The organism is Salirhabdus sp. Marseille-P4669, assembly GCF_900240405.1.
Lineage (GTDB): Bacteria > Bacillota > Bacilli > Bacillales > Alkalibacillaceae > OEQK01.
This window is the reverse complement of sequence record NZ_OEQK01000002.1, coordinates 153,796-167,145: the sequence shown is the minus strand read 5'-3', so window position 1 is coordinate 167,145 and position 13,350 is coordinate 153,796. Positions and strand designations below refer to the sequence as shown.

The 13,350-nt window shown below is 36.8% G+C and carries 11 protein-coding genes and 1 other annotated feature; of the genes, 1 reads left to right on the top strand and 10 read right to left on the bottom strand.

All coding sequences use genetic code 11. The features are described from left to right. Positions 1-33 precede the first annotated feature (33 nt). On the bottom strand, positions 34-2,676 hold the full coding sequence (locus tag C1A05_RS03830; RefSeq protein WP_102026871.1) for a valine--tRNA ligase: 2,643 nt from the start codon (positions 2,674-2,676) through the stop codon (positions 34-36). Between the two features lie 68 nt (positions 2,677-2,744). Further along, positions 2,745-2,971, bottom strand: a binding site (T-box leader). Positions 2,972-3,210: 239 nt separating this feature from the next. Here C1A05_RS03830 and C1A05_RS03825 point away from each other — a divergent pair. Further along, the gene (locus C1A05_RS03825) at positions 3,211-3,399 is read left to right on the top strand and encodes a hypothetical protein (RefSeq protein ID WP_102026870.1); all 189 of its coding nucleotides are present in this window, start codon (positions 3,211-3,213) and stop codon (positions 3,397-3,399) included. Here the strand turns inward: C1A05_RS03825 and C1A05_RS03820 are convergent. From C1A05_RS03820 to yihA, 9 genes are all read right to left on the bottom strand, one after another. Continuing rightward, entirely contained in the window at positions 3,396-4,394 is a 999-nt protein-coding gene (locus C1A05_RS03820; RefSeq protein ID WP_102026869.1) for a phosphotransferase, read from the bottom strand. The two genes, C1A05_RS03825 and C1A05_RS03820, sit on opposite strands and share 4 nt — an antisense overlap. A 22-nt stretch (positions 4,395-4,416) precedes the next feature. Then, positions 4,417-5,691 carry a stage VI sporulation protein D gene (gene spoVID / locus C1A05_RS03815; RefSeq protein ID WP_159461988.1) on the bottom strand — a complete coding sequence of 425 codons (1,275 nt, stop codon included), beginning with the start codon at positions 5,689-5,691 and terminating at the stop codon, positions 4,417-4,419. A 319-nt stretch (positions 5,692-6,010) separates the two neighbouring features. Continuing rightward, positions 6,011-7,300, bottom strand: a complete 1,290-nt coding sequence (gene hemL, locus C1A05_RS03810) for a glutamate-1-semialdehyde 2,1-aminomutase (RefSeq protein WP_102026867.1) — start codon at positions 7,298-7,300, stop codon at positions 6,011-6,013. 27 nt (positions 7,301-7,327) lie between these two features. Further along, the gene (hemB, locus tag C1A05_RS03805) at positions 7,328-8,305 is read right to left on the bottom strand and encodes a porphobilinogen synthase (RefSeq protein ID WP_102026866.1); all 978 of its coding nucleotides are present in this window, start codon (positions 8,303-8,305) and stop codon (positions 7,328-7,330) included. After that, positions 8,298-9,077, bottom strand: a complete 780-nt coding sequence (locus C1A05_RS03800; RefSeq protein WP_102026865.1) for a uroporphyrinogen-III synthase — start codon at positions 9,075-9,077, stop codon at positions 8,298-8,300. The genes hemB and C1A05_RS03800 overlap by 8 nt, the downstream gene beginning before the upstream one ends. Continuing rightward, entirely contained in the window at positions 9,074-10,009 is a 936-nt protein-coding gene (hemC, locus tag C1A05_RS03795; RefSeq protein ID WP_102026864.1) for a hydroxymethylbilane synthase, read from the bottom strand. The genes C1A05_RS03800 and hemC overlap by 4 nt, the downstream gene beginning before the upstream one ends. 18 nt (positions 10,010-10,027) lie before the next feature. Next, positions 10,028-10,852, bottom strand: coding sequence for a cytochrome C assembly family protein (locus C1A05_RS03790; protein ID WP_102026863.1), 825 nt, complete (start codon positions 10,850-10,852; stop codon positions 10,028-10,030). Positions 10,853-10,859: 7 nt separating this feature from the next. Beyond that, a complete protein-coding gene (gene hemA, locus C1A05_RS03785; RefSeq protein WP_102026862.1) occupies positions 10,860-12,248 on the bottom strand; it encodes a glutamyl-tRNA reductase in 1,389 nt (462 codons plus the stop codon). Positions 12,249-12,760: 512 nt separating this feature from the next. Further along, positions 12,761-13,348 carry a ribosome biogenesis GTP-binding protein YihA/YsxC gene (gene yihA, locus C1A05_RS03780; protein ID WP_102026861.1) on the bottom strand — a complete coding sequence of 196 codons (588 nt, stop codon included), beginning with the start codon at positions 13,346-13,348 and terminating at the stop codon, positions 12,761-12,763. Positions 13,349-13,350: the final 2 nt, after the last annotated feature.

Genomic DNA, 13,350 nt, shown 5'->3' with positions numbered 1-13,350 from the left:
GAAGCCCTATTAAGAAATAGGGCTTCTGTTTCATTAGTCTTGCATTTCTTTTATTCTTGCTTCTACTTTCGACCGTTTCTCTAAATAATCTTGTTCTTTTTCTCGTTCCTTTTGAACAATTGCTTCTGGTGCGTTGTTTACAAATTTCTCGTTTGCTAGCTTCTTTTGAACGAGCTGAACTTCTGCATTCCATTTATCCCATTCTTTTTGTAGGCGTTGAAGCTCTTCTTCTTTGTTAATTAGGCCTTCTAATGGAAGATAAAGTTCAACACCAGTTATTACTGCACTCATCGCTTTTTCAGGTGTAGTAATGTCTGTATCAATAGTTAGCTCACTTGGATTACAGAATCTTTCTAAATAATGTCGATTCTCTGTTAGTGCTGATTTCACTTCTAGATCCCTAGCCTTCACAATCATTGGAATTGCTTTCGACATTGGCGTGTTCACTTCTGCGCGAATATTACGAACAGCTCTAATGATTTCTACTAATCGTTTCATATCATGAGCTGCTTTTTCGTTCGTATAGGCAGCTTGAACAGTTGGCCATTCAGCAACCGTAATCGACTCTCCTTCATGTGGAATATGCTGCCATATTTCCTCGGTAATAAAAGGCATAAATGGATGAAGCATTCGCATGGTTTGATCTAGAACATACACAAGAATGGATCTCGTTGTTTTTTTCGCATCTTCATTTTCCCCATAAAGTGGGATTTTCGCCATTTCAATATACCAATCACAGAAGTCATCCCAAATAAAATTATATAAATATCTTCCGGCTTCACCAAATTCATATTTTTCAATATTACGTGTTACATGATCAATCGTTTCGTTTAATTGCGTAAGTATCCATTGATCTGCAACAGACTTGGTACCAGAAAGGTCTACATCCTTGTAAGTCATACCGTCTAAATTCATTAATACAAAGCGGGATGCGTTCCAAATTTTGTTGGCAAAATTCCATGTCGACTCAATTTTTTCCCATTGGAAACGCAAATCTTGACCTGGAGCTGAACCAGTAGATAGGAAGTAGCGTAAGGAATCTGCGCCATATTTATCTACAACATCCATAGGGTCCACACCATTGCCTAACGATTTACTCATTTTACGTCCTTCTGCATCTCTTACCAAGCCATGAATCAATACATCTTTGAATGGACGTTGATTTGTAAATTCTACAGATTGGAATACCATTCGCGCTACCCAGAAGAAAATAATGTCATAGCCCGTAACTAATACATCTGTAGGGAAATAACGTTTAAAGTCTTCACTTTCTTCATCTGGCCAACCCATTGTGGAGAATGGCCATAAAGCGGAAGAAAACCACGTATCTAATACATCATTATCTTGCTCCCAATTTTCAGCATCATTAGGTTCTCCCATTCCTACATAAACTTCACCAGTTTCTTTATGATACCAAGCCGGAATTCGATGTCCCCACCATAATTGTCGAGAGATACACCAATCTCGAATGTTTTCCATCCAATTAAAATAGGTTTTTTCAAAGCGTTCTGGAACAAAGTTAACCTTGTCATCCTTATTTTGAATTGCTAATGCAGCCTCCGCTAGTGGTTCCATTTTTACAAACCATTGTGTTGACAAATATGGCTCGACAACTGCATCACTACGCTCTGAATGCCCTACCGAATGAATATGCTCTTCAATTTTAAATATTATGCCTTCCTCTTGTAGGTCTTTTACGATTTGCTTACGGCATTCAAAACGGTCTAATCCTTCATACTTTCCAGTGTTTTCATTCATCGTACCGTCTTCATTCATTACAAGAATACGCTTCAGGTTATGGCGATTTCCGATTTCAAAATCATTTGGATCATGGGCAGGGGTGATTTTAACTGCTCCTGAACCAAATTCCATATCAACGTAATCATCCGCAATAATCTCAATTTCTCGTCCTGTAATTGGCAATATTACTTTCTTACCAATTAGATGTTGATAGCGCTCGTCTTTAGGGTGAACAGCAACTGCTGTATCTCCTAGCATCGTTTCAGGTCGAGTAGTTGCGATTTCTATTGATCCAGACCCGTCTTTTAAAGGATACTTCATATGATAAAAAGCACCTTTAACCTCTTTATAAATAACCTCAATATCTGATAAAGCAGTTTTAGTGGCTGGGTCCCAATTAATGATATACTCTCCACGATAGATTAAACCTTTTTCGTAAAGACTTACGAATACCTTTTTTACAGCCTCCGATAATCCTTCATCAAGGGTAAAACGCTCCCTAGAATAGTCGAGCCCTAAGCCAACCTTTTCCCATTGTTTTCGAATAAATGACGCATATTCTTCTTTCCATCTCCAAACTTCTTCCACAAACTTCTCACGACCTAGATCGTAACGATTTTTCCCATCTTCTCGAAGTTTTGCTTCCACCTTCGCTTGTGTTGCAATACCTGCGTGGTCCATTCCTGGAAGCCATAGCACATCATACCCTTGCATTCGTTTATAACGAGTAATGATATCTTGTAGCGTTGTATCCCAAGCATGACCTAAATGTAATTTACCAGTAACGTTAGGTGGCGGAATAACAACTGTAAATGGCTCCTTCGATTTATCTTGTTTTGCTTCAAAAAACTTACCTTTTAGCCAAAAATCATAACGACCCTTTTCAACCTCTGTTGGATCGTATTTGGGCGGCATGGAAATTTGCTTTTCCTCCATGACTTTTCCTCCTCATTTTTTAAATTCTTCCTACTATTAAGAAAAATAAAAAACCCTTTTCATCCTATAAAAAGGACGAAAAGGGTATATTTCGCGGTACCACCTTTATTCATAGCAAAAAAAACATACTATGCACTTCATTAGGTTAACGGACTTTATCCGGCTTCTCCTACTTCGGTTCAAAGAAGCTGCTTCTGGGCGACCTTCCAAGGATTCAATAACCTAGGAAACTTTCAGCTAATGTTTCCCTCTCTGAAGGATTTCTCCTTGTACTCTTCCCATTCATTGCATTTATTATTTCATGTAATTGTACTTGTTATTTTAAGCATTTTTACATACAAAAGTCAATGGTTATTACACACTTTTACCATTTTCTTTTCATAATATACAATAAAAAAGTTAATTGGGTATCTAACTAGTTATAATACGGAGACTTTTATTTCAATAAAACTCCAAACAACAAAAAAAAAGCGCAACCCGTTTATTTAGATTGCGCTTCTTCTAAAAATCTTTTTTTCATAAGGAGGAGAAAACATGGCAAAGTTTTATCGTTATCGATTACCACCATGGTTAAGAAAATGTATCTTTGTGCTAGAAAAGTGTTCTTTACCCATTATGATTTATCAAAATATCCGTACCTTCTTTATTCCAACAACGTTAGATGTACTACTAACAGCAATTGTAACAGGGCTGTTTTGTTGCTTTTATTTCGATGTCATTTAAACATCTGATTCTTCGTCTACTAATTGCGTTTTGAATTGTTCCTGAAAATATAACATATGTTCAAGGTAATATAGATACCTTTGAAAAAGACGGACCCATTCTATTTCTGTTAACAGCTCTTTGTTCGAGACAAATTGCTTTAGCTTCTTCATCATTTGTTCCAAGTGTAGCATTTGTAGACTTAAGGAAGCAATTTCACTCTTCTTTAGTTTGTAATGGCGTATATACGCTTCAAAGGCAGCTAAAAGATCATCTCTATTTACATTACTAGATTGACAAGTGGTTGAAAAAAAGATCGCTAAATCTTGTACTGGTTCGCCATAAAAAGATTTTTCCCAATTGATTAGAACTGCTCCCTTTGTAGTATGAAGTAAATGAGAAGGTGTTAATTGTCCATGACATAGGGCTAGATTAACCGATTTATCGTCTACAATATAGGTCGCCCATTCATCATACCAATACTCTAAATTTTGACATACACTTCGAAATGTTGGGTATAAGTGACAAATAAGTAGCTCTGCTGGTGACATAAAATGTTTCGCTTCAAACGATGCAATCCATCGTTCAAAGCGATTAAAGGATTTTCGAACTTTCTCTTTTTGTTTTTTATACCATTCATCTACAAGAGACAAGTCTATTTTTTTCTCAAATTTCGTTTTTTCATGAACGATTGCTATCTCACGTAATACCATTTGATAGGTTGGAATTGGATCTACATTTTCCTTAAGCCAAGGCGTTAAATAATATACGTGACTTTTACCATTCACAATCATCCTATTCTGCCGTGTTAAGTATAAAGGAACAATATTCGTCAATTGATGCTCCCTGGCAATCTTATATACATTTTGAAACTTCTCTTCCACGTGCTTATTTTTTGATCGTTTGAGGACGACATATTGGTCCCCAGTGCTTATTTTGATTGTTTTTGAACTCAGCTTCTCCCCTTGATATGGTTGGAGGCCGTATTGCTGAAGTATCCGCACTAATTTACTCAATATCTCTCATCCTTACTTTTCATTAGGATGGACTTTTATTCTTTGACTTTGGGATGTATAAAATATCTCCCGCTTTGACTTCGTCTTCATTTAAGTTGTTATATCGAGCTATTTGGGATTTATTCATTTCGTAACGATCTGCGATGGAATCCAGTGTATCCGCCTCCTGGACAATACACATCCGAATGCTAGAATAGGATTCTTCCTCACGATTAAACATATTTACTAAATAGAAGACATCCTCACCGTTTCGCTCACTTTCCTCGTTAACCTCATCCTGTTTCTTCATTGATGCATAGCCAACTTTAGGAACAACATCTACTATCTGTTGTGTTTCTTCTTCAGCACGAGCTTCTTCGTGTGCCACACTTTCATGCTCTATGCCTTCATTTGCTTCCTCTACCATTTGACCTACTACTTCTTCTGTATCAACGGGTTCTTTCGTTGCTTCAAATTCTGGTCGCTCTATTTCAAATGTCTCTTCTTCATATTCCTGGTTATTCTCTACTTGTAATTCATATGATGGAGACGGAGATGGGGAAGGACTTTCCAATACATCCTCCGGTGAATCTTCCACTACTTCTTTATTTTTACCAAAAAACTCATCAAAAGACTGAGATTTCTTCTTGAACCAAAGTTCTCTATCCTTCTCTTCTTTCGACTCGATTGATTCATCGTGCTCCTCATTTGATGAAAACACCTCTGATTCCGTACTACTTTCTGCTTGAATGGATGAAGAAGATTCCTCTTGTTCAAACTTCAAATCAAAAGAAAAAGGTTGATTCACATCTTCCCATTCATTCTTTTGCTCTTCTTCCTTGCGTACTGGACTTCCTGTGCTTTCTTGCTTAATTCCAGAAATTACAACCTCAGCTTGTAGTTTTATTTGTGATGGATCAGGGATTTGATAATCAAAATAATCGATCTCGACCATAACATCATCTAAGGATGGGACACGGTATTTAGGTATTGTTACTTCAACTGGTATGTGATAGTGAAATTCATTTAATCCATCTTCAAAACTACGAATATCCTTTACATAGTTTTTTAGTTGTCTCTCCTGGAAGGATAATACTTGTGAGTCAAAACCGGAATCCCTGTCATTCTGTGCACTGTCTAACGGCATATATTCCCCTGTAAGTTCGATTACCCCTCGAATAGTAACATACTCATCCGACTCAAAAATGCTAATATCTGGCTCTAATGCAATCCCAATAAGCTCCATTACTTCCTGTCCCTTTTGAAAGGACAAAAGCTCGTTCAAATCAAATTTAAATACGTTTGATTGATCAGACAAAAAATTTTCCTCCTTCCAAGTCAAACTTCAACACAAGTGAACATTTTTCCACCTATGAAGCATGAACTGTAATATTCCAATATACTTATCTTTATACGTATATGAAAGAAGTAGTAAATTTATAACGTAACTTATAGATTCTATTGATATTTTTATAATAGTTGAAATATTAGAGGGATTTTTTTCGATTACTTAGATAATGAATATGATTGCACTAAAAGGTCAAGGTAAGAAAGACATAACAGCCAGTATATAACCCAAAGAATGCATCTAATAAAAAAAAAATGTTAGATACCAATTGGCATCTAACATTTTTTCGTTACTTACTTATTTTACGAAATGCGTTTTCAAATGCATTTAATGTTTTATCAATATCTTCTTCTGAATGTTCTGTTGATAAGAACAAACCTTCAAACTGTGACGGCGGCAGAAAAATCCCTTCATTCGCCATGGCACGGTAATAAGAAGCAAACAAATCAAGATCAGACGTCTTGGCTGTATCGAAATTGATTACATCTTCATTAGTAAGGAATAAACCTACCATTGAACCAGCACGATTAATGGTATGAGGAATATGATATTGGTCTGCCAAATTCTCAATTCCTTGTACTAAGCGATCTATTTTTTTGTTCATTTCTTCATAGGATGATTCTGTTAAAAGATTTAGTGTCTCATACCCTGCTGTCATTGCTAGTGGATTCCCAGATAATGTACCTGCTTGATAAATTGGTCCACTTGGTGCAATTTGTTCCATAATTTCGCGTTTGCCACCGTAAGCACCTACAGGAAGGCCACCACCAATAACTTTTCCTAAACAAGTTAAATCTGGAGTGACACCGTAATAGCCTTGTGCGGAATGAAAGCCTACTCGAAAACCAGTCATCACTTCATCAAAGATTAAGAGAGTACCATATTGTTCGGTAATATCACGTAAATGTTGCAGGAAATTGTCTCTTGGCGGAACAACTCCCATATTGCCACAAACAGGTTCTACAATTACGGCAGCAATATCATTACCGTATTGTTCAAATGCGTATTGAACACTATCCATATCATTGTACGGAACGGTAATAGTATTTTTCGCTATGGATTCTGGTACGCCAGGGCTATCCGGTAGCCCTAAGGTTGCCACACCTGAACCAGCTTTAATTAACAAGGAATCACCGTGACCATGATAGCTACCAACAAATTTCAAGATTTTATCTCGCTTCGTATACCCACGTGCTAAACGTAATGCACTCATTGTTGCCTCAGTACCGGAATTCACCATTCGCACTACTTCGATAGATGGGACACGATCGATTACTAATTTCGCTAATTTGTTTTCCATTTCGGTTGGGGCTCCAAAGCTTGTCCCATTGGCGACAACCTTCTGAAGTGCTTCCACAACCTTTTCATGAGCATGCCCAACGATTAGTGGTCCCCAGCTTAATACATAGTCAATATATTCATTTCCATCAATATCGTATATCCTTGACCCTTTTCCTTTTTCCATAAAAATAGGATCCATATGAACAGATTTAAAGGCACGTACTGGAGAGTTCACTCCCCCAGGAAGTAATTGCACAGCTTCTTTAAACGCCTCAACTGATTTCGAATACGTGTTCATTATTTTACACCATCCCTTATTTATGCATTATTCACTTAGCCACTTCGCTACATCTTTAGAAGCATATGTAATAATTAAATCAGCGCCAGCTCTTTTCATTGAGATTAATTTTTCTAATACGATTTGTTTTTCATCTATCCAGCCGTTTTGAGCTGCAGCTTTAACCATGGAGTATTCTCCACTAACATTGTAAGCAACTAGCGGTAGAGTGGAGCGCTCTTTTACATCCCGCATAATATCTAAGTAGGACATAGATGGCTTCACAATAATAAAATCTGCACCTTCTTCGATATCCGAATCTGCTTCTCTAAAAGCTTCATAGCGATTGGCAGGGTCCATTTGATATTCTTTACGGTTTCCAAATTGTGGCGTGCTATCTGCAGCATCACGGAAAGGACCATAAAAGGCGGAAGCGTATTTAACCGCATAGGACATGATAGGTATATTTGTGAATCCGGCTTCATCTAATCCTTTACGAATGGCAGCAACGAAGCCATCCATCATATTAGAAGGTGCAATAATATCAGCGCCAGCTTTTGCTTGGCTGATTGCTGTTTCCGTAATTAATTTTAGAGATTCATCATTATCTACTTTTCCATCCCGGATTACACCACAATGTCCATGAGACGTATATTCACACAGACAAGTATCTGCAATAACAATGATAGAAGGATGATCTCGTTTTATTTGTTTCGTCGCTAATTGAACAATACCATGTTCACAATATGCTTGTGAGCCAACCTCATCTTTTTGTTTTGGAACACCAAAAAGCAATACAGAACGGATTCCTAACGACTCTACTTCTTTCATTTCTTCTGTAAGATTGTCTAATGATAATTGAAAAATACCTGGCATAGAAGGAATCTCTCGTTTAATATTTTCCCCTTCTACAACAAATAAAGGGTAAATTAAATCCTCTTTATGTAAATGTGTTTCTCGTACTAAAGCTCTCATGCTTTCAGATGAACGTAATCTACGATGTCGTTTAAAATGTAAGTCATTCATTTTTCTCATGCTCCTTTTGTAGAAATTGTATTAATGCATCCATCATATCTACAACCGTAAATTGATTCGGTGTCAGTGTATTTTCAAATCCTGCAGCTCGGGCAGCTTTTTCCGTTGTAGTCCCTATACATAAGCAAAGGGTATTTACAAAATACTCTGCTTGCAGTCCTCCAAGTTCAAAAAACGCTTCAACACATGAAGGGCTTGTAAAGGTAATTATATCTAAATCATGTGCTCCTAAAACCTTTTCTAAATCCTTCTTTACCAATTCATTTGATGCTGTCTCATACACAACAATTGGTTGATAAGCTATGTGTTCCGCTTCAAAATATGCTGGTAAAACATCTCTGGACCGATTCCCTTGAACTAATAAGACCTTATCTTCATCTTTATGTATTGGTAGTTCCTCAACCATACTATCTGCGTTATAGATCGTTGGAATAAAGTGAACCGGTACTCCATATTGCTCAAGTCCCTCAGCAGTCTTTTTCCCGACAGAACCAATCCGAATATGTTTCGGAATGGATACATCTTCCTCCTGTAATAGCTCCATAAAAAAATGGACACCATTCGTACTCGTAAAAAAGATCCAATCAAACTGCTGTAAATGAGAGATAATTTTTTTGTTATCGACTCGTCTTGCTTTTTTATACGTTAATAGAGGGACTTGAAGAGGTATCCCACCAAACTTCGAAATCAGTTTTGTTAATTCCTTCGCTTGATTGGCACCTCTCGTAACAAGAACCTTTTTTCCCTCTAACGGGAGGTTCATGACTGCTCAAGCTCCTCTTTTGCCTGATCTATTAATGCCTTTCCACCTTGAGCCATTACCCGCTCTGCTGCTTCCTTACCAACTTGTTTCGGATCTTTACCACGAACAATCTCATGAATCACTTTCGATCCATTCGGCTTGGCAACTAGCGCACTAAGGATTATGTCATCCCCTTCTAAATGAGCATAGCCTGCAATAGGAACTTGGCAGCCGCCTTCCATAAGATTTAAGAACGTTCGCTCCGCTGCTACGGTGCGACTTGTTGTCTCATCGCTAATCTTTTCTAGAAGCTCTCTAAGTTCTGTATCGTCTTCCCGACACTCGATTGCAAGCGCTCCTTGTCCTACAGCCGGAACACAAACATCAACGTCCAAGTATTCTGTTACAATATCGGATGACCAACCCATTCGTTGTAACCCAGCCACTGCTAAAACAATAGCATCGTAATCCTCTTCTTTTAGTTTGCGTAATCTTGTTTCAATATTTCCACGAACCGATTTAATTTTAACATCTGGTCTTTGTACTAATATTTGCGCAGCTCTTCTTAAGCTGCTTGTTCCAACAATCGCACCTTCAGGTAAATCCTTTAACCTTGTTTTCCCATCTTTGGAAATAAATGCATCACGATGATCCTCACGCTCCGGTATAGATGCTATAATCAACCCTTCTGGTAATTCAGCTGGCATGTCTTTCATACTGTGTACAGCAAGGTCAATCTCTTTATCGTACATTGCTTGTTCTAGTTCTTTAACAAATAGACCTTTACCACCTACTTTTGATAACGTGACATCTAGGATTTTATCACCTTTTGTCATAATCTTTTTCGTTTCAAATGTATAAGGTAAACCTAAGCCCTTTAGCCTTTCAATTACCCATTCCGTTTGCGTTAGTGCTAAGTTACTTTTTCTTGAACCAACTATAATTTTACGCATCCATCTTATCTCCTTATCTCAAAAATGAAAATTTGATAATGTACTAAATAAAAAATAATTTACGAGTAAAAATAAAAATGCATATATGTTTAATGTTGCAATTTTCTTCCCTTGAATGCCTCTCCCAACTCGAATAAATAAGAAAACTGCATATACAATCAACACCGCAAAGGAGCCAATGGTTTTAATGTCATACCAGAAAAACACTTCATTAGAAGTATAGCCCCAAATAACACCTAATAATATGGCAATGAGCAAAATTGGTAATCCCATCAAAATAGCGAAAAAAGAGAATCGCTCCAATTGATTTAAATCCCCTAACCTTTTTAATCGACTATTCCACTTTTTTTGCTTTAATAAGCGATATTGAAGTATATACATGATCGAAAATATAAAGGAAAGTGTAAATATCCCATATGATAATAGCGCAAGTGTTATATGAGTAATCAACATTTCACTAGCAAAATCAATTTCATTCACGGTAGGGGATTGTTGAATCTTCGTGAAAATATGTAACACCATAATGAAGAAACCTACAACATTTGTAAAAAAAACAAAAAAGTCGACTCGAAATATTCGATTTATGATAAGCGAAAACGTAATTAAAATCCAAGCATAAAAATAAAGACCATCATAGATGGTTTGGATTGGAAAGTCTTCCTCACCTAGTAGATTACGAAACAAAAAAACGGTTTGTAGTATCCAAACCATTGATAGGGACCAGAAGGCCAAACGATTGACCTTCCGATTCTGTTGTATAAAATCAATAAAGTATCCGATTATTGCAACAGCGTAAATTAGGATAATAAGTTCATAAATCCATTTAAAGTCAACATCTAACATTCATTAGCTATCCCTTCTCATGAAAAGTAAAGGTAGATCGATTAAGGGATAAAGAACTTAAATTTCTTTTTGTTTCACCAATTTTTGCTTTATATGCTTTTGCGTCTTGTTTTGCGACCTCTTCTGCTACCTCTTCTTCTATCCCAAACGTCTGAATAAACTGCTCCAATCCTGCTTCTCGAGTTTTAGAGCCGGCCATTTCCTTTGCATAAAGAATCGGTTCTTTTAATAATTGGTTAATGATGCTCTTCGTATGTTTATTTAAAACCTTTCGCTCACGATCGGTTAAATCTGGCATTTTTCTTTCAATAGATTGCATGGTTACTTCTTGAATGGATAGTGCTTTTTTGCGAAGTGCTGATAAAATCGGCACCACTCCTAACGTTTGAACCCATTCTTGATATTCATTCATTTCTGCAGCAATGAATGCCTCAATTTCTGTAGCAATTTCTTTTCTAGCCTCTAAGTTAGCATCTACAACACCTTGTAAATCATCAATATCATAAAGAAATGCACCTTCTATATTATTAATGGAAGGATCAATATCTCTTGGAACTGCTATATCCATTAAGAATAGTGGCTTCCCATTACGTTGTTTCATAATGTTTTGTACTTCTGATTCTTGAAGAACATAGCCCGCTGCACCTGTAGAAGCAATTAATATATCTGTATTTAAGAGAACATGATTTAATTGGTCAAGGGAATAAGCGTCTCCCTTAAACTTTTGAGCAACCTCTTCCGCTTTGCTTTTAGTTCGATTGATTACAGAAATATGGTGAACCCCTGAGCCATGAAGGTTTTTAACAGCCAGTTCTCCCATCTTACCGGCCCCTAATATTGCAACACTCTTTTGTTGTAAATTACCAAATATTTTTTTCGCTAATTCAACAGCTGCATAGCTAATCGAAACAGCATTCTCACCTATTTCTGTTTCTTTATGAGATCGCTTTGCAACAGTGATAGCTTGCTTAAACAACTGATTAAATATAGTTCCAGAAATATGATAATCCTGTGCAACTAAAAACGCATGTTTAACTTGTCCAAGAATTTGAGTTTCCCCTAATACCATCGATTCGAGCCCACATGTTAAACGGAATAAATGTTCTACAGCTTCCTCTTCTTCATGAATAGAGATATAAGAAGAAAGTTCTTCCATATCCATTTGAAACCAATCCGCCATAAAACGTTTAATATAATAACGTCCCGTATGCAGCTGATCCACTACTGCATAAATTTCCGTACGATTACATGTAGAAACAATCACATTCTCTAATACGCTTTTTTGTTCGTTTAATAATTGCATAGCACCTGCTAATTGCTCATCAGGAAAGGCCAGTTTTTCACGAATGGCTACCGGTGCAGTCTTATAACTAACACTTACCACTAGTGTATGCATAATATCCATCCTCCGTCTAACAATACCAATCTCTATATAATAATAGTTACTTTGTACTAATCTCATTTCTTTCTATTATAGCATGTAATTCCATGTTCCTAATGGACACAAAAGTGAACATATTATGAAAATATCTAACCCTTCTGTACATTAACATACCTCCAATGTACAAGCAAGAATATTACTCAAGTCTGATACTCCTTCAAGCTTAGTATAAGCATGTGTTTCCTTAACCATTCTTTCTAAATTAGATAATTTTGGGAAAGATTCACTGCTTAGACTCTTGAGTCAGGATGAGGTCATTGACCGTATTTTCCTCTTTTACAAGCTCACCTAAAATACTCCCTATGACATTTTTCAACTTGATGACCAAACTAGCAGAATAATAAAAGCCGAAAATGGTAACTACAATCCCCATTTTCGGCTTTTATGAAATGCACTATCCGTACGTTACAATTCTCTTCAACAGCGTGTAGATCAACTGCGGTCGCACGTCGCAAACTCTTACTTTTTTACTTATTAATAAATCCTTTTATTGCTCCCCAGGCCTCATCTTTCCCTTCCCCAGTTTCAGAGGAAAACGTCACGATTTTATCACCTGGTTCTATATCTAACGCCGTTTTAATTCGCTTTAAGTGACCAGGTCTTTTCGTTTTCGGTACTTTATCCATTTTTGTCGCAATAACGAGAACTGGAATGTCATAATGCTTAAAAAAGTCATACATTAATAAATCATCTTCTGTAGGATCATGACGTAGGTCCACAATTAAAACAGCTAGCTTTAATTGTTTTCTTTCGGAGAAATATCTCTCCATCATTTTCCCCCATGCCTGTCTCTCTTTTTTTGACACTTTAGCATAACCGTAACCAGGTACGTCCACAAAATAGAGCATTTCATTAATAAGATAGAAATTTAAGGTTTGGGTTTTTCCTGGCTTACTAGAGGTACGAGCCATGTTCTTCCTTTGAATCATACGATTGATAAAAGAAGATTTCCCTACATTAGATCGACCAGCAAGAGCAATCTCAGGTAAAAAACCAGCTGGATATTGCTCAGGCTTTACAGCACTTATAACTAGTTCTACTTGATTAACTTTCATTT